Genomic DNA, 22,450 nt, shown 5'->3' with positions numbered 1-22,450 from the left:
TACGGTCCGGGATGCGTCCGGATCCAAAGCCACATGGGCCGAGAATGAGCCACGACGAAAGCCCCACCGCCCGCGTCCTCCTGCTCCTCGAACTCCTCCAGAACAACCCCGGGATCACCGCGGACCGCCTGGCCGGCCGCCTCGGCGTCTCCGAGCGCGCCGCCCGCCGCTATGTCGGCATCCTGCGCGAGGCCGGTATCCCCGTCGAGTCCGCCCGGGGCCCGTACGGTGGCTACCGCCTCGGCCGGGGGCTGCGGCTGCCGCCGCTGATGTTCACCCCGACCGAGGCGCTCGGCCTGGTCATGGCCGTCCTGGAAGGTCATCACGACGCGGCGGACCCGTCCGGCCCGGTGGGCGGCGCGCTCGGCAAGCTGCTGCGGGCCCTGCCCGAACCGGTCGCACACCCGGCCGAGGCGGTCCGCCGGGTCAGCACCCAGGGCGCCCCCGGCACGCCCGCGCGCCCCGACGCCGACCTCACCGCCGCCCTCGTCCAGGCCGCCGCCGCACACCGTCGACTACGCCTCGGCTACCGGCCGGGGTCGCACGGTGAGCGCACCATGGAGGTCGACCCGTGGGCGGTCGTCGTCCACCACGGCCGCTGGTATCTGCTGTGCTGGTCGCACACCCGCGACGCGCGACGCGTCCTGCGCGTGGACCGGGTGACGACCCTGACCGTCCTCCCAGGCACCTTCGAGCCGCCCGCCGGCCTGAACCCCGTCGAGACCGTCGAGGAGCACCTCTCCGAGGGGTGGACGCACGAGGTGGAGATCGTGGTCGAAGCGCCCGCCTCGCGCGTCGCCGAATGGCTCCCCCGCAGCCTCGGCCGCCCCGAACCGATCGACGACCGCACCACGCGCCTCCTCGCCACCACCGACGAACCGGACTGGTACGCCAAGCAGCTCACGGCGATCCGGCCACCGTTCCGGATCGTCAGGCCGCGCGAACTGCGGGAGGCGGCACTGGCGCTCGGCCGACGCCTCACGCAGGCGGCGGAAGGGGTCGACCCGGACACAGCCTTTGACTAAAGTCAAAGAATATGGAGCCAGTATCGACGGACCAGGTGACGGCCTTCCACCGCTTCAACCGTTACTTCACCCGCCGCATCGGTGTCCTGGACGACCACTACCTCGGACAGGACCGCCCGCTGGGCGAGGCCCGGCTGCTCTTCGAGATCGGGGACGGCGCGACCCTGCGCGAACTCAGGAGCCGGCTCGGTCTGGACGCCGGGTATCTCAGCCGGATGGCCAAGGCGCTGGAGGCGCAGAGCATGGTCCGGCTGAGCGCCCACCCGCAGGACAACCGGCTGCGCATGATCGAGCTGACCCCGGCCGGGCGGGTGGAGGTGAAGGAGCAGGACCGGCGGTCGGGCGCGGTCGCGGCCGGGCTCCTCGCCGGCCTCAGCGAAACACAACGCACCGAACTGACCCGGGCGATGGCCACCACCCAGCGGCTGCTGCGCCTCGCGGGCATCACGGTCGACCACGTCGACGGCGCCGCACCGGACGCCCGGGCCTGCCTGGACGCCTACGCCGCCGACATCGACGAGCGGTTCCCCGAGGGGTTCGACAAGGACGACCTGGTACGGCCCGAGGAGGTGTCGGGCGACGCCGGCGCGTTCTTCGTCGCCTACGAGGAGCGCCGCCCCGTGGGCTGTGGCGCGCTACGGCGCCTGGAACCCGGCGTCGGCGAGATCCGCCATGTCTGGGTGCACCCCGGGGCCCGCCGCCTCGGCCTCGCCCGCCGTCTGCTCGATGCCCTCGAACAGGAGGCCTCCGCACGGCACTTCAGCGTCGTACGCCTCGACACTCACACCGCGCTCACCGAGGCACAGGCGATGTACCGGGCCTGCGGATACACGGACATCCCCGCGTACGACGACAACGTCTACGCCAGTCACTGGTTCGAGAAGCGCCTGGACGGCTGACTCTCAGTCGCACTGCCCGCCCGCCGGGCAGAACGACTCCAGCGCGGCGGTGAGCGGTTCGCGGACCAGATCGGGGGCCAGCTCGGCCGGGCCGGCGGCGCGGATCGCGTAGAGCGTGCCGTCGGTGGCCTCGAAGCGGTGGTCGACGACCTGGCGCGGGCCGGTGTTCTCGTCGTCGTAGCGGTAGGTGAGCTCGGACCAGCCGGCGGCCGAGGCGCGGTCCAGGGCCCGGTAGCCGGGCTGGTTCGCGTAGCCGTAGCCGGGGTCGTTCTCGGCGAGGTCTAGGGACTCGGCCGGGGTGTCCTCCGCGAGCGCGAAGATCTGCAGGCTGCGCCCGTCGTCCGGGGCGTCGTAGTAGACGACCGGGGCCTTCTCGCCCTGCTTCTGACTGCGGACCCAGCCCTCGGGGATGTGCAGGGTGTAACCGACGGGGTCCTGGGCACGGCGGTAGCCGGGGACCGACGAGGGCGACGGGGAGTTGGGGGTGGGCGCGGTCGGGGTGGAGGTGGGGGTGGAGGCGACGACGCTGGGCAGCGGGGTCGCCCCGGCTCCGGTGTGGGCGGAGTCGTCGCGGATGAGGAACCAGACGCCGGCGCCGACGCCCGCGCCGAGCACGGCCGCCGCGACGAGGACGAGAAGGAGGCGGCGGGCGCGGGGAGGTGACGGTGGGGCAGGCGGCGGTGCGGGGGCGGGGACCGGCGTGGGGGCGGGCGGCCGGACCGGGATCTGCGGAGGCGTCGCCGAGAAGGTCTGTGTCTGGGCCGATGCCCACGCCGGCGGAACGACCGGCTCCTGTGCGGCCCAGGCCGCCTGGCCTCTCTCCTCGCTCGGCTCGTGCTCCGACCAGGAACCGGAACTGTGGCCGTTGCCGCTGCCGTTGCCGTCCCATCCGCTCATGGCACGTCCCCCGAATCACCCCATGCGTACTGCCTCCGACGTTAGCGGCGAAAACGGCCGCGGGCCCCGTTCCGGAAGAAACCGGAACGGGGCCCGCGCAGGTTCGTGACAGAACTGACGCTGAGCCGGGCTCAGATGAGGCCGAGGGAGCGGACCGCCTCGCGCTCCTCGGCGAGCTCCTGGACGGAGGCGTCGATACGGGCACGGGAGAACTCGTTGATGTCCAGGCCCTGGACGATCTCGTACTTGCCGTCCTTGGTGGTGACCGGGAAGGAGGAGATGAGGCCCTCCGGGACGCCGTACGAGCCGTCGGACGGGATACCCATGGAGACCCAGTCGCCGTCCGCGGTGCCGTTGACCCACGTGTGGACGTGGTCGATGGCGGCGTTGGCGGCGGAGGCCGCGGAGGAGGCGCCACGGGCCTCGATGATCGCCGCACCGCGCTTGGCGACGGTCGGGATGAAGTCCTCGGCCAGCCACTTCTCGTCGCTCACGACCTCGGCGGCGTTCTTGCCGGCGATGGTGGCGTGGAAGATGTCCGGGTACTGGGTGGCGGAGTGGTTGCCCCAGATGGTGAGCCGCTTGATGTCGGCGACCGTCGAGCCCGTCTTCTTCGCGAGCTGTGTCAGCGCGCGGTTGTGGTCGAGGCGGGTCATCGCGGTGAAGCGCTCGGCCGGTACGTCGGGCGCGGCGGCCTGCGCGATGAGCGCGTTGGTGTTGGCCGGGTTGCCGACTACCAGGACCTTGATGTCGTCCGCGGCGTGCGCGTTGATGGCCTGGCCCTGCGGCTTGAAGATGCCGCCGTTGGCCTCCAGGAGGTCACCGCGCTCCATGCCCTTGGTGCGGGGGCGGGCACCCACGAGCAGCGCGACGTTGGCGCCGTCGAAGGCGACGTTCGGGTCGTCCGAGATGTCGATGCCCTGGAGGAGCGGGAACGCGCAGTCGTCGAGCTCCATGGCGGTGCCCTCGGCGGCCTTGAGCGCGGGCGTGATCTCCAGGAGGCGCAGCTTGACCGGCACGTCCGCGCCGAGCAGCTGGCCGGAGGCGATGCGGAAGAGCAGGGCGTAACCGATCTGGCCGGCCGCGCCGGTGACGGTGACGTTCACGGGAGTGCGGGTCATGGCGTTCTCCGTATGACAGCTGGCGGTGAGGCATCCCTGCCCCGGGGTACGGGACGTAGAGATGATCGATCTCTTGGCGTCGAGAGATCCACCGGTCAGGCTATCGCGCATCCGGGATCTCGCACGGCCGGGTCCGTGTGGCCCGCCCCACAGAATGACCATGACTGCGGCAAAAGGGGCTACTCACTGCGGCAAAAGGGGGCGGCCGCCCTGTCCGGGAGAGGAGGGACGTGGGCGGCCGCCGGGTGGGGGTACCGGTTGCCGGACTCCCGTGGGGGTACGGTGCGCGTGCCCACTTTGCCGACGGCCATTCCTGTCCGGGCGGATTCTTTTTCTCGCCCCCGCCGCCCCTACCCGTCCCATCCCTGGGGGCTACGCCCCCAGACCCCCATTCGGCCCTGAACGGGCCTCGTCCTCAAACGCCGGACGGGCTGAGGGTGCGGGCCGACCGACCGAGACGGGTGGGCGCGTGGGCAAAGGTCCGCTGTACCAGGGGGCGGAGCCCCCTGGTACAGCGGACCGGCGCCGCCCGCGCCCCCTTACTGCGTGCACCCCTTCTGCCCAGCGGCCAGCGTCACGCAGGCCGTTGCCTCGCCCGCGTCCTTCACGGCCACCATCGGGGTGTACGCGATGGTGTCGCCGATGGCGGTGATCGTGCCGGTCTCCTTCGTCTTGCCGACCGTCACCACCACCTCGTCGCCCTGGGCGGCCTGCGTGACACGTCCCCATGCCGCGCCGCAGGCCTCGCTGTAGCGGACCTCGACCACGGCGGTGCCGACGGTCGCGGTCTTGGCGGTCGTCACGAGGTCACCGCTGCACCCCATGGTCTCCGCGTCCTTGCCGGTGCAGGAGTCGCCGCTGCACTGCACGCCCGGCGGCAGATCGGGGTCGGTCGTCACGGACGGCGAGGGTGACTCCACCGCGTCCTCGTTCTTCTTCCCACCACCGTCGGTGAGGAAGAACACCGCGGCGATCACGACCAGCACACCGACGACCCCCGCGAGGAACATCGTCAGCCGCCGCTTGCCGCCGCCTCCGCCGGAGGAGCCGTGTCCCGGACGAGGCCCCTGCGGAGGCTCACCGTAGGGACTGGGCGTCCCCGGCGAACCCGGCACCGAACCGGCCGCACCGGACACTCCGGACGTCCCGGGCACCCCGGACGGCGCCGCCACCGACGGGCGACCACCACCCGTGGGCGCGGGCCCTCGATACCCCGCGAGCCCCCACGAGTTGGGCCCGGAGCCGCTGTCCCGGACGTCGCTCCCAGTGGATCCCCGTACCGGAGCATCCCGCACCACCGGGTCGTGCACCGCCGAGTCACGCACGGCCGAGTCACGCACCTCCGGTGCGGTGGGCTGCGCCGGCACCGGGGGCATGGCCGGTGCCACGCCCGCCGGCCCCGCCACCCCGGGAGTCGCCGTCGCGCTCCCGCCCTTGCGGGCGGTCTTGGCCGCCTTCGCGCTCCCCTTGGCGTTCGCCGGCGGCGCCCCGAACTCGCTCAGGGCCGCGCGGGCCTGGGAGATCCGGATCGCCTCCATGGTCATGTCGTGGCGCATCTCCGAACGGCTCCACGCCCGTTCGGCCAGCTCCCACATCGTCGTCAGGTGAACGGGATTGGTCCCCGTGACCTCGGCGAGCGCCACGATCGCGCCCTTGGGCGCGAGCAGCCGCCCGTTCAGATACCGCTCCCAGGACGTCTTGCTGTATCCCGTGCGGTCGGCCAACGCCGCGATGCTCAGACCGCTGCGGTCCACAAGCCGCCGCAGCTGGCTCGCGAACTCCCTGACCTGCGGATCGAGTTCATCCGGCAAGGCCCTCCAACGAGGCATTGCTTCCCCCCTCTTCCCCCCGGTTCGTGCTGGTGTTTCTCGCGTTCCCCCGCGCGTGGTGCCCTCTGCCGAGTCCCCGTTCTGGCTACCCACAGGGATGCGCCCAGTAAGGATCTCAGTTCCCGGGGAGGGGGCGCACGGGAGCGTTGGGACCGTGGGCGTGCACCGTTGCACGCCCATCGGACCGCGTCCAGTGTTCCACCGGCCGCCCTCCCCCGCCGACGCAACCCTGGCAGTAAGCCCTTGCCAACACGTGGGACACCCCGGACCGTCCCGATCGACCACGCTAGCCCGCTTGATGAACGACTTCCTTGCAAATCCGCGAACTTGTCAACACATCGACACACAGAACGCACATAAACGATCACTCACGTCACATGCGCCACATCCGGACAAGTCAGACCCTTGAGCGTCATCCCAGCGCGAGCATCCCGACCACCATCAGCAGCATCAGAGCCGCCACCAGCACCCCCGCCACGACCAGCAGCCGCCGCGACGGCGGCTCCGGCCTCTTCGGCGGCGCGTCCCACCACGGAAGGGTGGGATCGTCCTCGTACGCCTCGCAGTCGTCGCTCTCGTGCTCCTCGCGGCCCGCGGCGCCCCCCGTACCGTCCGGCTTGGCCGGCACCGTCGCGGGCTTGGGCCAGGCCTGCACCGCCAGTTCCCACCGCACCCCGAAGCGCTCCGCCTCGTCCTTCCCGACGCCCGCCACCCGGCACAGCGCGACGACCGCCTGCCGCGGCGGGGGCTGGGTCGCGTTCAGGTAGCGCTGCCAGGAGGACTTGCTGTACGCGGTGCGCGCGCCCAGCGCGACCAGACTCAGGCCCGTGCGGTCCTTGAGCTGCCGCAACTGCTCCACGAAGTGCCGCACCTCCGGTGGCAGATCGTCGGGCAGCGCCTGCCAGGCACCCATCGCTCACCTCCGAACCAGATCCGATCGGGTGACGACGCGAGACGTCGCATTGGTTCCCGGACGCCCCCGACGTAGCGGAACGGTCACTTCCGTGCCACAGCGCACTGACAGGCGTTGAACAGGCTCTTCACCGTGCCCGAGGGTGGACGCAGACGGCGGCCCGTCCTTCCTCGGGGGAGAGGACGGGCCGCCGTCGTGCCCAAGGGTGGGAGAGCGGTCGAGCGGTCGAGGTTCAGCTGTCCACCGTGAAGTGCAGCGCGTCCTTCAGGAACGGGACCTTCAGCAACGGGTCCGGCTGCGCCATCAACGCCAGCAGCACGATCACGAGGCCCAGCGCGCCGTACGTCACGATGTCGGTGAAGCGGGAGCGTACGGCGAGCATGCCGACGCTCGGCAGGAGCCAGCGCAGCAGCGCGCCGGCCAGCAGGGCGCTGCCGATCACCAGCGTGCCGACCCGGAACACGTCGAGGGCGGTGATCAGCAGGCCCACCCCGACCAGGCCGAGGACCAGGAGCACCGGCCACTGCCGGGCGGGCGCCGGGGCGTCACGGGGCGCGGCGCGGCCGCCGCCCTCCGGGCGTGCCGTGTCCCTGGTGAACAGCGGGAAGCGGCGGGTGGTCCGCCGGGGCACACCGTCCGCGTCCGGGGCGCTCACCGGGTCCCGGACCTCGATCTCCTCCGCCGTCTCCGCCGCGCTGTCGGCGCGGCCCTCAGCCGACACTGCGCTCCGCCGCCTCGACCACGTTGACCAGCAGCTGCGCCCGGGTCATCGGGCCCACGCCACCGGGGTTCGGGGAGATCCAGCCGGCCACCTCGGCGACACCGGGATGGACGTCGCCCACGATCTTGCCCTCGGCGCTGCGCGAGACACCGACGTCGAGGACGGCCGCGCCCGGCTTGACGTCCTCGGGGCGGATCAGATGCGCGGAGCCGGCGGCGGCGACGATGATGTCCGCGCGCTTCAGGTGCGCGGCCAGATCACGCGTCCCGGTGTGGCACTGGGTCACCGTCGCGTTCTCGCTGCGCCGGGTCAGCAGCAGCGGCATCGGACGGCCGATGGTGACTCCGCGGCCGACGACCACGACCTCGGCGCCCTTGATCTCCACGCCGTACCGGCGGAGCAGGGTCAGCACGCCGTTGGGGGTGCAGGGCAGCGGGGCCGGCTCGCCCAGGACCAGGCGCCCGAGGTTCATCGGGTGCAGGCCGTCGGCGTCCTTGTCCGGGTCCATCAACTCCAGGATGCGGTTCTCGTCGATGCCCTTGGGCAGCGGCAGCTGGACGATGTAGCCGGTGCAGGCCGGATCCTCGTTCAGTTCGCGGACGACCGCCTCGATCTCCTCCTGGGTCGCCGTCTCCGGCAGTTCACGCTGGATGGAGGCGATGCCCACCTGGGCGCAGTCGCGGTGCTTGCCGGCCACGTACTTCTGGCTTCCGGGGTCGTTCCCGACGAGGATCGTGCCGAGGCCGGGCGTGACGCCCTTCTCCTTCAGCGCCGCCACGCGGGCGGTCAGATCGGACTTGATCGCGGCTGCGGTGGCCTTGCCATCGAGAATCTGGGCGGTCATGGCCCCCATCCTCGCGGATGACGCCCTCCCGGTTCCAATCCGGGTCTCCCACCACCCGTGCCGCGGCATCTCCGCCCGTATCCGCTCATGATCAGTGATGTTGCACTTGCACAACACATAGGGAATGCGGCTGGACAAGTAAGAGGCGATTAAAGAACGATGTGACGGCAGTGCCGCGGGGCAGTACCGGGGGGACAAACCGCAACCGTAGCTCTCTCCTCCGATCCGTGCCGCGCATCGTCCCCGCACAGGAACAGACGGAGGAAAGACCGCCATGAGTTTCGGCGACCCGAACAACCCCTATGGGCCCCCGCCCCAGCAACCGCCGGCCGCTCCCGGCTACGGCTACCCGCAACAGACACCTGGAGTCCCGCCCCAGCAGGGCTATGGCTACCCGCAGCAGCCGGCGTACCCCGGCTACCCGGGCGGCAACCAGATGGTGCCGCAGTCGATGCCGGGTCTGCTGGTGACAGCGCGGGTGTTTCTGTACATCATCTCGGCCGTGCAGATCATCGGCGGCCTGGTCTACCTGTACGTCGCCGCCTTCGTGAACGACGTGTCGGACTCAGCGGACTCACTGAGCTCCTCCTCCAACGACCCGTTCAGCGACATCGGCGACATCGGCGGCGCGGCAGCAGGGCTCATTGGCGGCCTCGCGATCTTCCTGCTCGCGCTGGCCGCTCTGTCCATCACGCTGGGCGTCAAGTTCGGCCGGGGCGGCCAGGGTGTGCGAATCACCACGGTCATCTACGGCGCGCTCGGCACCATCGTCGGTCTGCTACTCCTCTTCATCGGCCTCGACTCGGGCCTGGCCTCGGCAACCATCTTCCCGCTGCTGTGGGTCGCGTTCGGTGCCGTCATCACCGCCGCTCCTGTGGTGCCCAGCGGCACGGCCTGGTTCAACCGCCCCCGTTACTGAGCTCACTCAGGCACCCGATTGGGCTGTGCTCCCTCTCTGTTCGAGAGGGAGCACAGCCCAATCGGCATTTCATGACATCCCGGCCATGGAAGGTAACTCAGCACACACTTGAGGTAACTTGACGTATTTCTTTGGCCAGTGATTGGCTCGCGTTTGCCGCCGCCTTGCCCGGTACGCGGTCGACGGCCGAATGACCAACGGCTGTCGACAGAGTTCAGGAGGGGGCACCATTCGTATGCCCCTCCCTGCCAAACGGGAGACCACACACTTGAATACGTTCTCACAGCGCAAGGTCCGCACAGGCATCCTGGCCGGCACGTCCATCCTCACCGCGGTCGCCATACTCTCCACGGCATCCCCCGCCCTCGCCAACACGGCGGGCACGACGACTGCCGCGTCCGTGGTGGAACGGGCCACCGGCACAAGGGACCTGGCCCCGTCGACCGCTACGCCGGACAGCGCAGCCCGCGCCATCACCAGCACCGAGTCAAGCTCTGTGACGGTCACCGCGCCCACTGACTCCCTCGGCCGCGTGGAGGCCACCGCGGGCGACGGCACCAAGCTCCGTCTCGACCTGCCCGAGACCGCCAAGGTCGCCGGGGTCAAGGCCGGGGCGGGTACCGTCGTCTACGCCGACGCGGTCCGGTCGACCGACCTCGCGGTTCAGCCGACCGCAGACGGCGGTGCACGCACCCTGGTGACACTCAAGGACGACGCCGCTCGTGCGCCCCGGCCCGCTCGGTCTCTCCCCTGCGGGCCGGCCGCAGCAACTGCAGGTGACGCTCCGCAAGGTCGCGCTCGAACTCCCGGCCGTAGTAGTTCTTGTCCCCGATGATCGTCTGGCCGGGACGGGCAGCTTCGACGTCGGGTGCGGTGTCGAGCATGTCGCGCAGCGTCTCGCGCTCGTCGGCCTTCGCGCCGGTGAGCGCGAACAGGACCGGCGGCCCTCCAGGGGTGCACACCAGGTGCAGCCTCAGCCCCCAGAAATACCGTGAGTGCGACGCGCAGTAGCCGTACTGGGCCCAGCCCGCCAGATCCGAGCGCTTGGCCGTCTCCCGCGAGCAGCCGCAGCCCACTGGGGTCGAGTCGACCAGCCACACATCGTCGCTCCACAGCGAGGTATCCCGGGCCAGGATCCGGATCATGCTGGTGAGCAGCGAGGACGTTGCACGCAGCCGCTTGTTGTAACCGGACTGCTGAGGCACGCGAGGAAACAGGCGGCCGAAGTCCCGCCCGACACGGCCAAGCCAGCGCCGCTCGGAGGTGTAGCCGAGCAGCGCTGACATGACCGCGAGCGTGACCAGTTCCGCGTCACTGAGCGTGGGCGCGATCCCGACAGCAGGCCGCCACGGGGCCAACCACGGCGAAGCCTTCAACTCGTCGTCGATCCGGGCATAGAGTGCCGTTGCGAGGGTGTCCAGGTCTGTCTTCACACACTGACATTGGACGCCCTCGTCCTATTATGTCCGCAGGCCATCCCTTGGACTCATTCATCTAGATGTCATGGCCTGGCACTGAACATACCCAAGGGGCAACTTCCCCTTGGGGACGTCCTTAGCAACGGATTGGAGCCTCTTACAGGAATCCCGGGGAACGGGGCGAACGGCTCCGCCACCTTCGGCGGCTCATCTCCCTCGCATCGCGGGCATCGTCCTCGCCTCGATGGTCAACAGCGCGGCTTCGGCCTGGTTCAACCGCCCGCGCTAGTCAACTACCCGTTGCTAAAGCGACGGGCTTGCAGAGCGGGCGCCACTGGTTGTGGTGCTGCGTTTGCGTCCGGTCCCGCCCTCGGGTGTGGGGGGTCTGGGGCGGTTGACTGCGCCCCGCGTCGCCACAACTCTTCCGCGCGAGCACGGATGTTGCGGGAGCCGTTGCGGTCTGCGTGATCAACGAATCCGCAGGACCGGCACGCGAACCACGCCTGTGAGACCCGGTTCGCCTTGTCTATGTGACCGCATTCGGCGCAGGTGCGCGAGGTGTACGCCGGATTGACGTACACCACCGGCACTCCCGCATTGCGGGCCTTGTATGCAATGAACTGCCCCAGCTGGGCGAAGCTCCAGCTGGAGTGGGTGGCCCGTTGGGGCTTGCGAAGCCGTACCCGCTCGCGGATGCCCGTCAGATCCTCCAGGGCGATACCGCGACCGGTGCGTTCTGCCTCGGCCACCACACGTTTCGCGATCTTGTGGTTGATGTCCTTCGCCCGCCGCGCCTCCTTGCACCTGCGCTTCTTCAACCGGCGCTTGGCAGACGGGGTGTTCTTGCGTTGCAGCTTGGTACGCAGCGTGCCTTCGCGCAGCCGTCCCCGGTTCAGGGCACGCCCGGCCATGATCTGACCGTCCGAGGTGGTGGCGATGTTCACGATGCCCAGATCGATGCCGAGGAAGCCGCCCGGCGTGGTGTTCGGCTCGGCTTCGGGGACCTCGCAGGTGGCGTTCAGGAACCACATGCCGTCGCGGTACAGCAGGTCGGACTCGCCCTTGCGGTAAAGGGCCAGGCGGGCCAGTTGCTCGGGGGACGTGGTGAACGCCATGCCCTTCACCCGCCCGTCCAGGGTCCAGATGGAGATGGTCCGCTCCGGGATCTGCCAGGACAGCATCCGGTCGTCATACGGCTGCGCACCCTCGGGCCGGAAGGCGATCGGCTTCTCGGTTGCCCGCCGGTAGCGTTTGGACCACGGCTTGCCCAGGTTCCCGGCCTTCAGGTTCGCCTTCAGCGTGGTGTACGCGTCACAGGTCTTCTTGATGACGTGCTGAGCGGCCTGCGCGCCCAGCCCCCACCGCTGCTTGACCTCGGCGTAGGTGTGCTCGCGCAGCGCGAAGTTCCGCTTCACATCCTTCTCGAACGCCGCCCGGGACACCCAGGAAGCCGCCTCGTTGCAGGCATGCAGGGTCGCCTCAAGTGCCGCCGCCTGCAGGGCCGTCGGCAACAGCTTGACCTGCACCACCAGCTTCATGACACCCGACCCTACGAGCACGGCCGCACAAACAGACGCCTTCCGCACACCTGCCCACTTTCCAGCGATGAGTCGTCCGGGTGTTCGGAATCGCTTGACTCCGCCAGGTTGCTCCGCGGGCACTCCACGCCTGAACCCCCAGATGCCCCGACGCCCCGCGTCGCCCGCCACGGATCCTCCCGGGGCTGAAGCCGGGGTTCCTCGCGAGGCTCCGCCGAAGACTTCACGCCATTCACGCCCTAAAGGCCGTGTCTCACCCGTACGAGGGGGACACGGCCCCGCTGCGTCCCCCTACTCTGACGTGGGTAGCCGTCAGGCACGGGGAGACGCACCTTGTACAGCATCATCGTGGTACCTCCGCCGACCACGGAGGACGATACGGACCGCAGCCAGCTCCGGCTGGCACCCGGCGAGCGTCTCGGCTTCGGCCGTTCCGCCGCCGTCAACGACCTGACGATCGCGCACGACGGGGTGTCCCGCAGAGCGGGTGAGATCACCGCGCAGGGCGCCTTCTGGATACTGAGCAACCTCAGCCGGGAGCAGACGTACGTCGTCGAGAACCCGGAGGGGGCGGGCGAGCACATCAAGGTAGGGCCGGGGCGGCTGGACGCGCCGGTCCCCTTCGAGTTCTCGCGGATCGTGCTGCCGGCGGCCGGCGATCTGCTGCCGATCGAGGTGTGGGCGCCGCGCCATGACTACCTCAGCTCCGAGGGCGGCCTGGACGGCGCGACCACCGCGCCCGCCTTCTCGGTCGACCGCACCAAGCGCTACTTCGCGGTCCTGGCCGCGCTGTGCGAACCCCGCCTGCGCGGCGAACCACACGCCCCGCTGCCCACGGTCGACCAGGTGGTGGACCGGCTGCGCCCCCACTGGCCGGCCGCCTCCCGCACGTCCGTGCAGTGGAACATCGACTACCTCGCCGTGAAGCTGCGCCTCAAGCCCGGCCCGGAGACGGCGGACACGGGTCCGCGGCTCAACGGCAAGAAGGAGTCGCTGGTGTCCCTGGCGCTCCGGTTCGACCTGGTGCGGGAGGACGACCTCGTCGTGCTGAGAGAGTCGCTGCGAGAGCCCTCGTCCGCCGCGGCGTCCGGCCGGGCGGCCCGGTGACCGAGCCGTACGCCGTGCCGGTGCCGAAGGGGTACCGGGTGGGCGCCTGGGAGGTGCGGGAGCCGATCGCCACGGGGGCGTTCGGGAGCGTGTACGAGGGTAGGCGCGTCGCGTCCGACGAGGAGCTGCCCGGCCTCCCGAAGACGGCGGCCCTGAAGTTCCTGCCCACCGGCACCGGCACCCCGCGCCAACTCACCCACCTGCGCGAAATCGTCGAGCGCGAGGTCGAGTTGTACCGCCGGCTGAAGCAGCCGCGGCTGATCCGGATGTACGACACCCTCGTCGTCGACGACCCGGCCAGGCCCGCCCTCGACGGCGCCACCATCCTTGTACTGGAGAAGGCGGAGGGATCCCTGTCGGCCCTGGTCGCGGCAGAGCCCCGCCCCGCCGCCGGGCCCGCCCTGCTCGCGCAGATCTGTGAGGGACTGGCGCAGCTGCACCACGCGGGCTGGGTGCACGGGGATCTGAAGCCGGCCAACGTGCTGCTGATGGGGGACGGTTCGGCCCGGCTCGCCGACTTCAACATGGCGGCGGAGCTGGAGGGCACACACGCGTACACGCCGGCCTTCTCGACGCCCGACTACACGCCGCCGGAGCTGCTGTGGTCGGAGATCGGCGAACGCGGCCGACGGATCCGCCCGTCGGCCGACGTGTGGGCGTTCGGCGTGCTGGCCCATCTGGTCCTCACCGACGCCTTCCCGCTGCCCGGCGCCACCCCGACGGCCCGCCGCGACGCCGGCGCCGCCTACGCCCGGGGCACCGACGAGCTGCGTCTGTCGCCCGAACTCCCGGACTCCTGGCGGGAGATCGTGCGGGACTGCCTGGCCCGCACCCATGCCGGCCGGATCCGCACCGACGACCTGCTGCGGCGGGTGGAGGCGGCGGCGGGCACCGGCCGCTCCCCGCGGCTGCCCCGAAGGCTGCTCCCGCGCCGCCGTCTCCGCCGTACGAGGGTCCTGGCCACGGCGGTCGCCGTCGTCGCCGCCTCGGCCCTCGGCTACGGCGTCAGCGACTGGGCGGACGTCGGCGGTTCGGGCGGCCCGGGCGGCGACAGCGAGAAGGTGACGCCCGCGAGCTACGGCGCCGACGAGCTCCGTACCGACAAGGGCATCCCGGCGGCGTATCGCCGGCTGATCGTCGACTCCGCCCACGACTGTGTCCAGCCGGAGGTCACCCCGGCGCTGATCGCCGCGCTGCTGAAGGCCGAGAGCGACTTCGACCCCGATCTCTCCGATCCGGCCAAGGACGAGTACGGCATCGCCCGCTGGACTCCGGCCGTTCTGCGCTGGTGGATCCGGGACGACGGTGTCCCCGCGAAGGAGACGCCCAGTCCGCCCATCACCCCCTCCGAGTCCATTCCGGCCGTGGGCCGCTATCTGTGCTTCATCGAGCCCCGGCTGCGGGACGACCTGTCGGGCGATCGCCGGGTGCTGCTCGCCACCGCGTACCGCACGTCGTACAAGAAGGTGAACGACGCGGGCGGTGTTCCCCCGAACACCACCACCTACGCCGGCCGTGTCGCCCACTTCCTCAAGGAGTACACGCCGCGGGACCGCGACTACACCGCCCGTGTCGCTCACTACCTGGAGGAGTACACGCCACCGCGGAAGGCGTGACCCTGAGAGTTCTCAGGTACCGCGCGCGGGCGGGCGGCGCCATCGTGGTCATGTCCACCAACGGGGGTGGCAAGACCGGAGGGACCTCGACCATGAAGCGCATGCTCGCCTCGCTGGGTGCGGCGGCCGTACTCGCCACGGGCGCCGTCGCCCTGACGCCGACGGGCGCGTCCGCCGCACCGAACGGGTGCTGGGGAAGCGGACCGAACGACTCCCGCTACTGCCACAACTACCAGGGCGGCAACGTGATGTTCAACGGCGCCGTCGCGGGCTGGCTGAACGCGGGCGACAACTGGTTCGTCTGCCAGAAGAAGTTCCCGGGCCAGGAGAACCCGCCCGTCGGTAGCGCCCGCAACGACTGGTGGCTGTGGACCCAGGCCGACACCAACGTCAGCAACGGCGGCTGGGGCTGGTTCCCGGCCAACAAGGTGTCCGGGGGCGTGAACTACGGGGCGATCCCGGGCCTGCGGAACTGCTGACCGCCTGCGGATGGCCTTGCTGAGGGCCCGCTGAGGGCCCGCGTCGCGGCTTCCGGCTCCCTCGGGGGAGGGCCGGAGGTCGCGACGCGCCATGCTGTCCCAAAGCTTCGCTTCCGTAATTAGGTCTCCCTTACCCTTTCCCATGTTGAACGTTGAACTGGGGATCTTGAGGGGGACGGGTCCATGTACAGCGTCATCGTCGTGCCGCCGGCCTGCGGCAGTGTGGACGACCAGGTGCGGATCGCCGCCGGTGAGCGGCTCTCGTTCGGCAGGGCCGCACCGGACGGCGGCCTGACCATCGCGCACGAAGGGGTGCCCCGGATCGCCGGGGAGATCACGGCCCACCGGTCCTTCTGGCTGCTGAGCAACCTCAGCGAGCACCAGACCTATGTGGTGGAGAACCCGGAGGGCGCGGGAGAACACCTCAAGATCCCGCCGGGCCGCCTCGAAGCCCCCGTGCCGTTCGAGTTCGCGCGGGTGGTCCTGCCCGCCGCCGGGGACCTGCTCACCTTCGACGTCTGGGCACCGCGCCACGCCTTCCGCAGCGCCGACCGCCAGGGACTCCCGGGCCCCGTCACGGCCCCCGCGTTCGCCCTGGACCGCACCAGCAGGTACTTCGCGGTGCTGGCCGCCCTGTGCGAGCCCCGGTTGCGCGGTGAGCCACACGCGTCGCTGCCGGCGGTGGAGCAGCTGGTGGAGCGGTTGCGGGGCGTATGGCCGACGGTCACCCGGTCCGCCGTGTACTGGAACATCGACTACCTGGCCCTCAAACTCCGGCTGCGCCCCGGCCCCGACGCCGCCGGGCCCGGTCAGCGCGTCAACGGCAAGAAGGAGTCGCTGGTCTCCCTCGCGCTCCGTTTCGACCTGGTCCGCGAGGACGATCTGACGGTGCTGGCGGTCCCCGTCGGCGAGGTACTGCGATGACCGGGCAGTCGCCCTGCGCCGTCAACGTCCCGAAGGGCTACCGGGTCGGCCCGTGGGAGGTACGCGAGGCCCGGGCATCCGGGGCGTTCGCCACGGTGTACGCGGCGCGGCTCGCGGAGGAGCGGGACCCGGAGCTGCCCCGCCGGGGCGCCCTGAAGTTCCTCCCCACCGGCACCCGCACCCCGCGTCAGTTACGGCACCTCCGTGAACTGGCAGAGCGTGAGGTGGAGTTGCTGGAGCGGCTCCGCGCACCCCGCCTGATCCGCATGTACGACACCCTGACGGTCGACGACCCGGCGCACCCGGAGTTGGACGGCGCCACCGTGCTCGTACTGGAGCTGGCCGAGGGCTCCCTGGACGCCGTACTGGAACACGACCCGAAGCCGGAGGCGGGCCCGGCCCTGCTGGCCCAGATCTGCGAGGGCCTGCACCAGCTGCACCACGCGGGCTGGGTCCACGGCGACCTGAAACCGGCCAACGTACTGCTGATGAAGGACGGTTCGGTACGGCTCGCCGACTTCAACATGGCCGCCGAACTGCAGGGCACCCACGCCTACGCCCCCGCCTTCGCCACGCCCGACTACACCCCACCCGAGCTGCTGTGGCCCGAGGTCGACGAGCGCGGCACCCGCATCCGGCCCACTGCCGACATCTGGGCCTTCGGCGTCCTCGCCCATGTCGTCCTCACCGGCACCTTCCCGTTGCCGGGCGGCAGCACGGAGGCACGCACGGACGCGGCGACGCGGTACGCACGCGGTACCGAGGAGTTGCGCCTGTCGCCCCAACTGCCGGATGCCTGGCGGGAGATCGTCCGGGACTGCCTGGCGCCCACGCACCCGGACCGCGTCGCCCGGGTGCCTGACGCCGGGGCCCTCCTGCGCCGGGTGGAAGAGGCAGCGGGCGCCTCTCCCTCGGCCCGCCTTCCGAGGCTACGACCCCGGCGGTGGCGGCGTCCGGTACTGATCGCGGCACTCGTGGCGACGGCCGTACTGGGCGCGACGGCGGTGACGTACGCACTCCGCGACGAGCATCCCGCCGCCACGGCGGCACCGGCCGGGTGCCAGAAGCCCGTGGTGTACGTGGACGAGAAGTATGGCCGCGGCTACACCGCCGGCCAGAGTGATTCCTGGGACTTCACGATCAAACAGGGCGACGGCGGCAGCCAGGTCCGCGAGGCCCAATGCCTGCTTCGCTACCTGCACGGCATCGCCGAAGTCGGCGAGGTCGACAGCGACTTCGGCCCCCTGACGCACGCGGCGGTGGTGACCTTCCAGAAGCGGGCGGGTCTGGACGCGGACGGGATCGTGGGAACGAAGACGTGGAAAGCGCTGCGCAAGTCCGGGGAGTTCTGAGCACAACGTTCATCGTGCCGAAGGCCGGGACACAGGAGAGCCTCGAACATTTCAGGTTCTCGGCCCGGTCCCGGCCACCCTGGAACGTTAGAGGTTCCGTACACCCCACCCCGCCCCCGAACATGGCACCGACCACGACGAAGCTCTACCAGCCACAGGGGGAACAATGCGCAAGACGCGCTCCACGCTCGCTGTCCTCGCCGCCAGTGCGGCGGCCGCCGCCACTCTCGTGCTGCCGGGCAGCGCCACCGCGGCGGCCGCGGCCGCGCCGCCGCCCTGCCCGGAGAAGTACGTCTGCTTCTACACGGGCGCGGACTACACCGGAGAGATGTGCATGTGGAGCCAGGCCGACCCGGACTGGCAGAACGGCAGCATCAAGTGTTCCTGGTCCGACGACACGAAGGTGAAGTCGATCAAGAACAGGGGCACGGGTAGCACCTTCAGCGGTGTCGCCTATTACCACGAGAAGGACTACGGGAACCGGAAGGGCTGCACCAAACAGGGCAAGGGCGGAAACCTCGCGGGCACGTACACGCTGCGCTCCCACCAGTGGATCAAGGGGTCGTGCGGCAGCTGACCTGGTGAACCCATGACGCCGGGGCACCCACGGCCGTTGACCATCGCGGCCGCGGGTGCCTCTCGGGCCGTCCCCGAACGGCAACGACGAACCGTAAGGACTGCCAGGTTGCGGCAGTGCTCTCCAGCACGGTCAGAGCGAAGATGTCCACACCGGCAGATGGGGCACAGCCAGCGGGGAGGGCCACAAGCCGTCGTTTCCCGACCCGGCGTGTGCGACCCAAGCGCTGTGCGTCATCCGCCGGTTCCACGTGAGGTCTCTGACCTCGAGGTCCCCCAGGAAGGTTGACGCATGAGTCCGTTCCGCGCTGCCCTGACCGTCGCAGCCATCACCCTGACCCCGGCACTCCTGCTGGCCACCCCGGCCGTCGCCGTCACCGGGACCGCCCCGTCCACCACAGTTGCGACGACGTCCGGCGGCACGGCCGGCACCACCACGCCGGTGGACGAGATGAACGAGGACGACCTCCGCATAGCGATCCTCCGCATCCTGGCGGACGAGGACAGTGGAGTAGCGGTCGTCAGGGAGGCCAACAAGGCCCTCGACACCGGCACCGTGGATGCTATGCGCGCCTTCCTCGAAACCGGCTACCGCCTCTCCCAGGCCGAGGACGACAGCGTCGCCATCTTCCGCATCCTCGCCAACGCCGACGAGAAGAGCGACGTGGCGGTCATCAGGGAAGCCCACAAGGCCCTGGAGATCGGTACCCCGGAGGCTTTGCGCGCCTACCTGCAAACCGGCTACGCCGCCGCCCAGTTCGAGGACGACCGCGTCCGTGTCTTCCGCGTCCTGGCCGACCCGGACATCAGCGACGCGCTGCGCGCGGCGGCGGAGGCGGCCCTTGAGGAGGGCACGCCCGAGGCACTGCGGCACTTCCTGGAGGTCGGCCAGTACGAGGTGGGCGGCTGAGGCTGAGCCGTTGCCGGAGCCGTCGGGTCCTGCTAAGGATGAAATGAGAGAGCGCGTGCCGAGCGGGGGGATGCCGTGCTGCGCTACTGGGCGTTGTTCTGCGCTGCCGGCGCCGTCATCTCGATGCTGGTGGCGTTCCCCAAGGCACAGCGCGAGCGCCGGCTGAGAAAGCACGGCCGGACCGCGACCGGGATCTGCCGCGGGCACCTCAACCCCAAGGCGGAAGGCGAGCCGATGCGGGTCCGCTGCGGCATCCGGACCCACCCGGAGCAGAAGGGCGAGATCTGGGTCGTCGTCCGGACACACGACCGCATACCCCAGGTGGGCGAGCAGTTCACCGTCGTCTACGACCCTGAGGACCCCCTCCACGCGGAGAGCCTGGACGTGATCCGCGAGTCCCGGGTGTGGGGCCACGGCGACATCGTCTGGCTCCCCATCTGGGCCTCGTTCTTCCTCCTCTACGGAGGCTGCATGGCCGTCGCCTCCGGCTGACCCTCGTCAGGGGCTCTGCGCTCACGAACAGACGGCGGCGTCGGCCGATGTGTACGTGGCATAGGTGCCGGCCCCGCCCGACGACGGCTCGTAGTAGCGGCCCTGGGAGTCCCGGCGCATCGTGCCGATATCGCGCACACCGCCGTCGTACTTGATCTGGTCGCCGTCCCAGTAGAGGTAGTTGTCGGCTTTGCCGAACGTGAGCGGACCGACGATGCCGTCGCCGACCAGCCCGTGGTCCTTCTGCCACTTCTTGGTCGCCGCCTCCGTGACAGAACCGAACCGGCAGTCGCGGTCACCGTTGGTCAGGTAGCCATCGGCGTAGAGCACGCCCTGCCACAGGCCGACCACATTGCTGTGGTTGTTGACCACCCGGGACAGCGGCCCCTCGTCGCCCCAGTCGTCATTGATGTCACCGGCACCGACGACGTACCCCTGCGCGACGCTCGCGCTGGAGGGAACGGCGGTCAGCAGTCCGGCGGTCACCGCCGAGACGACGACGAAAGCCGCCTTGGTCCGTGCGCGCACAACAGTCTCCTTCTGTAGTCGGGTTGCTGCGACATGCACGGCCAGACTCCGGGTGTTTCGCCACCCGGTGTACCTGCAACGTTCGAGGTACCCCTGTACTCGGTCCACGGCCACGGTGGACTCCCACCCCTCCGGAAAGGGACGTCACGTGGCAGACGAGATGGTCCGCAGCGCCCAGAGATTCGTGAACAGCGTCTACGGCGAAGCCAAGATCGGCATGAAGGTCGAGGAGAACGGCCTCACCGGCTGGCCGCTGATGTACGCCCTGACCCGCGCCCTCCAGTACGAGCTCGGTATCACCGAGCTGTCGAACAACTTCGGTCCGACGACCCTGTCCAGACTGCAGACGAAGTGGCCGAGCATCGGTTTCCGCGACACGCCGGCCAACGTCACCATGATCATCCAGTCCGCGCTCTACGCCAAGGGCTACGACGGCAGCGGCATCAACGGGATCTACGACGACCGTACCGCCGACGCGGTCACCCTCCTGATGGAGCGGATGGGCGTCGCCGACGCCTTCCCCGGGTCGGACCTCGCTCCCAAGGTCTTCAAGGCCTTGCTGACGATGGACGCCTATGTGGTGGTGAACAACGGATCGGACACGGTCCGCGACATCCAGCAGTGGCTCAACGGCCGCTACGCCAAGCGCCGCGACTTCTTCATCATGCCCTGTGACGGCCACTACTCCCGCAACGTCGCCACTGCCATGATCTACGCCGTCCAGTACGAGCTGGGCATGGCCGACGGCGTCGCCACCGGCTGGTTCGGTCCGGGGACACTGGCCGGGCTGAAGGGACACGAGCTGGTCGTCGGCTCCACGGGAGACTGGGTGCGCCTCTTCTCCGCAGCGCTCTGCTTCACCAAGCGATCCACCACGTTCACCGCGACCTACGACCCCAGCATGGCCGACGCCGTCCGCGCCTTCCAGCGGTTCGTGGCACTCCCCGTGACCGGCACGGCAGGCGCCTCGACCTGGGCATCACTGCTGGTCTCCTACGGCGACCAGACCCGCAAGGGAGCCGCCTGCGACGGCGTCACGAGGATCACCAGCGCCCGCGCCAGGACCCTCAAGTCCGAGGGTGTCGAGATCGTCGGCCGCTACCTCAACCCGGGGGGAAGCGAGCTGCCGGAGAAGCAGATCCAGCCCGACGAGCTTCATTTCATCGCCACCAACGGCCTGAGCTGCTTCCCGATCTACCAGACGTGGAACCGCGCCGCGGACGACTTCTCCTACGACGCGGGCGTGCACGCCGCGCTCGCGGCCATCGACTGGGCGAAGTTCCACGGCTTCAAGGACGGCACCACCATCTACTTCGCCGTCGACTACGACGCCGTCGACTGGGAAGTCACCAAATACATCATCCCGCACTTCAGGGGTGTACACGGGATGATCGCCGAGAACTCCTCGTACAAGGTGGGCATTTACGGCGCCCGTAACGTGTGTCAGCGCGTTTCCGACCAGGGGTACGCCATCACGAGTTTCGTGTCCGACATGTCGGCCGGGTTCTCCGGGAACATCGGTTATCCCCTCCCCCGCAACTGGGCCTTCGACCAGATCGTCACCAAGACCATCGGCTCCGGCGACGGACAGATCGAGATCGACGTCGACATCGTCTCCGGTCGCGACCGGGGCCAGAACTCCTTCGACTCGGGCCTGTATCCCTCAGGTCTCGACACCGACTTCGACTCCTCTTACCACGACGCCGCGCTTCGGGACGTCCAGAGCTATCTGGAGTCGATCGGGGTTCCCGAGACCGGCGGCGACAACTGGAACGACAACGACTGGGCCACCATCGGCGGTATCTCCACCACCGAGGCCTTCGACGCCGTCATCAGCATGGACTGGCTGTTCACCGACCTCGCCAGGATTCTCCGCCTGCGCAAGGCCCTGGTCCAGGCTCCCGTCTTGTGGGAGCTGCGCAAGTGGAACCCTCTGGACAAGTTCGCCGACGACGAGGTCAAAGACGGCGACAGGGACGACTCCAGCACCGGCTGGGGGCAGATCTTCGCCTGGGTAGCCATCGAGGCCCGCAACTACTGCATCGACAAGGACATCATCAACGGCGACCGCCTCACCGACGACGACAAGGCGTCCGTGTGGCAGAGCCTGAACGAGGACCCGACGTACAACATCAGCACCGCGGCCTATCTCACCATCTACAACGCGCATCAGATCAGCGTTCCGCGCCCCGGCCTCGACACGAGCGACGGCGACACACAGGCCATCCTCGCCCGCTACAACGGCACGGGCGAAGGGGCCGAGAAGTACGGGGGCGAACTGATCGGCCTGTACCGGGTCCTGGAGCAGTACAACCGCACCATTCGGACGAGCTGAAGGGCTT

At 69.9% G+C, this 22,450-nt stretch carries 20 protein-coding genes and 1 pseudogene; 12 read left to right on the top strand and 9 right to left on the bottom strand.

Annotation, left to right across the window (positions count from 1 at the left end; all coding sequences use genetic code 11):
- Nucleotides 1–44 precede the first annotated feature (44 nt).
- Nucleotides 45–1,025, top strand: a complete 981-nt coding sequence (locus tag ABIE67_RS28710; RefSeq protein ID WP_370263561.1) for a helix-turn-helix transcriptional regulator — start codon at nt 45–47, stop codon at nt 1,023–1,025.
- 11 nt (nt 1,026–1,036) lie between these two features.
- Nucleotides 1,037–1,924 (top strand): GNAT family N-acetyltransferase, encoded by an 888-nt coding sequence (locus ABIE67_RS28705; RefSeq protein ID WP_370263559.1) that lies wholly within the window; start codon nt 1,037–1,039, stop codon nt 1,922–1,924.
- 3 nt (nt 1,925–1,927) lie between these two features.
- Here ABIE67_RS28705 and ABIE67_RS28700 read toward each other — a convergent pair whose 3' ends face one another.
- The 6 genes from ABIE67_RS28700 to ABIE67_RS28675 all read right to left on the bottom strand — a co-directional run bounded on the left by ABIE67_RS28700 (nt 1,928) and on the right by ABIE67_RS28675 (nt 8,249).
- Complete coding sequence (locus tag ABIE67_RS28700) at nt 1,928–2,821, bottom strand: hypothetical protein (protein WP_370263556.1); 894 nt, start codon at nt 2,819–2,821, stop codon at nt 1,928–1,930.
- Nucleotides 2,822–2,952: 131 nt separating this feature from the next.
- Nucleotides 2,953–3,942, bottom strand: coding sequence for a malate dehydrogenase (locus tag ABIE67_RS28695; protein WP_370263554.1), 990 nt, complete (start codon nt 3,940–3,942; stop codon nt 2,953–2,955).
- A gap of 539 nt (nt 3,943–4,481) precedes the next feature.
- Nucleotides 4,482–5,771 carry a DUF2690 domain-containing protein gene (locus ABIE67_RS28690; protein ID WP_370263551.1) on the bottom strand — a complete coding sequence of 430 codons (1,290 nt, stop codon included), beginning with the start codon at nt 5,769–5,771 and terminating at the stop codon, nt 4,482–4,484.
- A 412-nt stretch (nt 5,772–6,183) separates the two neighbouring features.
- Nucleotides 6,184–6,684, bottom strand: a complete 501-nt coding sequence (locus ABIE67_RS28685; RefSeq protein WP_370263547.1) for a helix-turn-helix domain-containing protein — start codon at nt 6,682–6,684, stop codon at nt 6,184–6,186.
- A 232-nt stretch (nt 6,685–6,916) separates the two neighbouring features.
- A complete protein-coding gene (locus tag ABIE67_RS28680; RefSeq protein WP_370263544.1) occupies nt 6,917–7,405 on the bottom strand; it encodes a DUF3017 domain-containing protein in 489 nt (162 codons plus the stop codon).
- Nucleotides 7,395–8,249 carry a bifunctional methylenetetrahydrofolate dehydrogenase/methenyltetrahydrofolate cyclohydrolase gene (locus tag ABIE67_RS28675; protein WP_370263540.1) on the bottom strand — a complete coding sequence of 285 codons (855 nt, stop codon included), beginning with the start codon at nt 8,247–8,249 and terminating at the stop codon, nt 7,395–7,397. The genes ABIE67_RS28680 and ABIE67_RS28675 overlap by 11 nt, the downstream gene beginning before the upstream one ends.
- A gap of 274 nt (nt 8,250–8,523) precedes the next feature.
- Here ABIE67_RS28675 and ABIE67_RS28670 point away from each other — a divergent pair, with 274 nt between their 5' ends.
- Nucleotides 8,524–9,168: a hypothetical protein gene (locus ABIE67_RS28670; RefSeq protein ID WP_370263538.1), complete on the top strand. Its 645-nt coding sequence runs from the start codon at nt 8,524–8,526 to the stop codon at nt 9,166–9,168.
- A gap of 722 nt (nt 9,169–9,890) precedes the next feature.
- Here ABIE67_RS28670 and ABIE67_RS28665 read toward each other — a convergent pair.
- Both ABIE67_RS28665 and ABIE67_RS28660 read right to left on the bottom strand, forming a co-directional pair.
- Nucleotides 9,891–10,601: pseudogene (locus ABIE67_RS28665) on the bottom strand (IS982 family transposase); the annotation flags it as partial.
- A 278-nt stretch (nt 10,602–10,879) separates the two neighbouring features.
- Nucleotides 10,880–12,124, bottom strand: coding sequence for an RNA-guided endonuclease InsQ/TnpB family protein (locus tag ABIE67_RS28660; RefSeq protein ID WP_370263534.1), 1,245 nt, complete (start codon nt 12,122–12,124; stop codon nt 10,880–10,882).
- Nucleotides 12,125–12,457: 333 nt separating this feature from the next.
- On the opposite strand from ABIE67_RS28660, the gene ABIE67_RS28655 reads away from it, so the two are divergent.
- From ABIE67_RS28655 to ABIE67_RS28620, 8 genes are all read left to right on the top strand, one after another.
- Nucleotides 12,458–13,231: an FHA domain-containing protein gene (locus ABIE67_RS28655; protein WP_370263529.1), complete on the top strand. Its 774-nt coding sequence runs from the start codon at nt 12,458–12,460 to the stop codon at nt 13,229–13,231.
- A complete protein-coding gene (locus ABIE67_RS28650; RefSeq protein WP_370263527.1) occupies nt 13,228–14,847 on the top strand; it encodes a protein kinase in 1,620 nt (539 codons plus the stop codon). The genes ABIE67_RS28655 and ABIE67_RS28650 overlap by 4 nt, the downstream gene beginning before the upstream one ends.
- Nucleotides 14,844–15,326, top strand: a complete 483-nt coding sequence (locus ABIE67_RS28645) for a hypothetical protein (protein ID WP_370263522.1) — start codon at nt 14,844–14,846, stop codon at nt 15,324–15,326. The genes ABIE67_RS28650 and ABIE67_RS28645 overlap by 4 nt, the downstream gene beginning before the upstream one ends.
- A gap of 183 nt (nt 15,327–15,509) precedes the next feature.
- Nucleotides 15,510–16,250: an FHA domain-containing protein gene (locus ABIE67_RS28640; protein ID WP_370263518.1), complete on the top strand. Its 741-nt coding sequence runs from the start codon at nt 15,510–15,512 to the stop codon at nt 16,248–16,250.
- Nucleotides 16,247–17,602 carry a protein kinase gene (locus ABIE67_RS28635; RefSeq protein WP_370263514.1) on the top strand — a complete coding sequence of 452 codons (1,356 nt, stop codon included), beginning with the start codon at nt 16,247–16,249 and terminating at the stop codon, nt 17,600–17,602. Before ABIE67_RS28640 ends, ABIE67_RS28635 begins: the two co-directional genes overlap by 4 nt.
- Before the next feature lie 166 nt (nt 17,603–17,768).
- Complete coding sequence (locus tag ABIE67_RS28630) at nt 17,769–18,179, top strand: peptidase inhibitor family I36 protein (RefSeq protein ID WP_370263511.1); 411 nt, start codon at nt 17,769–17,771, stop codon at nt 18,177–18,179.
- Between the two features lie 291 nt (nt 18,180–18,470).
- Nucleotides 18,471–19,088 carry an ALF repeat-containing protein gene (locus tag ABIE67_RS28625; protein ID WP_370263507.1) on the top strand — a complete coding sequence of 206 codons (618 nt, stop codon included), beginning with the start codon at nt 18,471–18,473 and terminating at the stop codon, nt 19,086–19,088.
- A gap of 75 nt (nt 19,089–19,163) precedes the next feature.
- Complete coding sequence (locus tag ABIE67_RS28620) at nt 19,164–19,580, top strand: hypothetical protein (RefSeq protein WP_370263505.1); 417 nt, start codon at nt 19,164–19,166, stop codon at nt 19,578–19,580.
- 21 nt (nt 19,581–19,601) lie between these two features.
- On the opposite strand, the gene ABIE67_RS28615 is transcribed toward ABIE67_RS28620, so the two are convergent.
- On the bottom strand, nt 19,602–20,108 hold the full coding sequence (locus ABIE67_RS28615; RefSeq protein ID WP_370263501.1) for a peptidoglycan-binding protein: 507 nt from the start codon (nt 20,106–20,108) through the stop codon (nt 19,602–19,604).
- Between the two features lie 148 nt (nt 20,109–20,256).
- On the opposite strand from ABIE67_RS28615, the gene ABIE67_RS28610 reads away from it, so the two are divergent.
- Nucleotides 20,257–22,443 carry a glycoside hydrolase domain-containing protein gene (locus tag ABIE67_RS28610; RefSeq protein WP_370263496.1) on the top strand — a complete coding sequence of 729 codons (2,187 nt, stop codon included), beginning with the start codon at nt 20,257–20,259 and terminating at the stop codon, nt 22,441–22,443.
- Nucleotides 22,444–22,450: the final 7 nt, after the last annotated feature.

Source organism: Streptomyces sp. V4I8, assembly GCF_041261225.1.
Lineage (GTDB): Bacteria > Actinomycetota > Actinomycetes > Streptomycetales > Streptomycetaceae > Streptomyces.
This window is presented reverse-complemented; position numbering and strand designations above follow the sequence as displayed.

Coding starts and splice junctions, on each gene's coding strand:
- ABIE67_RS28710 (WP_370263561.1), top strand. CDS start 45: ATGAGCCACGACGAAAGCCCCACCGCCCGCGTCCTCCTGCTCCTCGAA.
- ABIE67_RS28705 (WP_370263559.1), top strand. CDS start 1,037: ATGGAGCCAGTATCGACGGACCAGGTGACGGCCTTCCACCGCTTCAAC.
- ABIE67_RS28700 (WP_370263556.1), bottom strand. CDS start 2,821: ATGAGCGGATGGGACGGCAACGGCAGCGGCAACGGCCACAGTTCCGGT.
- ABIE67_RS28695 (WP_370263554.1), bottom strand. CDS start 3,942: ATGACCCGCACTCCCGTGAACGTCACCGTCACCGGCGCGGCCGGCCAG.
- ABIE67_RS28690 (WP_370263551.1), bottom strand. CDS start 5,771: ATGCCTCGTTGGAGGGCCTTGCCGGATGAACTCGATCCGCAGGTCAGG.
- ABIE67_RS28685 (WP_370263547.1), bottom strand. CDS start 6,684: ATGGGTGCCTGGCAGGCGCTGCCCGACGATCTGCCACCGGAGGTGCGG.
- ABIE67_RS28675 (WP_370263540.1), bottom strand. CDS start 8,249: ATGACCGCCCAGATTCTCGATGGCAAGGCCACCGCAGCCGCGATCAAG.
- ABIE67_RS28670 (WP_370263538.1), top strand. CDS start 8,524: ATGAGTTTCGGCGACCCGAACAACCCCTATGGGCCCCCGCCCCAGCAA.
- ABIE67_RS28660 (WP_370263534.1), bottom strand. CDS start 12,124: ATGAAGCTGGTGGTGCAGGTCAAGCTGTTGCCGACGGCCCTGCAGGCG.
- ABIE67_RS28640 (WP_370263518.1), top strand. CDS start 15,510: ATGTACAGCGTCATCGTCGTGCCGCCGGCCTGCGGCAGTGTGGACGAC.
- ABIE67_RS28635 (WP_370263514.1), top strand. CDS start 16,247: ATGACCGGGCAGTCGCCCTGCGCCGTCAACGTCCCGAAGGGCTACCGG.
- ABIE67_RS28630 (WP_370263511.1), top strand. CDS start 17,769: ATGCGCAAGACGCGCTCCACGCTCGCTGTCCTCGCCGCCAGTGCGGCG.
- ABIE67_RS28625 (WP_370263507.1), top strand. CDS start 18,471: ATGAGTCCGTTCCGCGCTGCCCTGACCGTCGCAGCCATCACCCTGACC.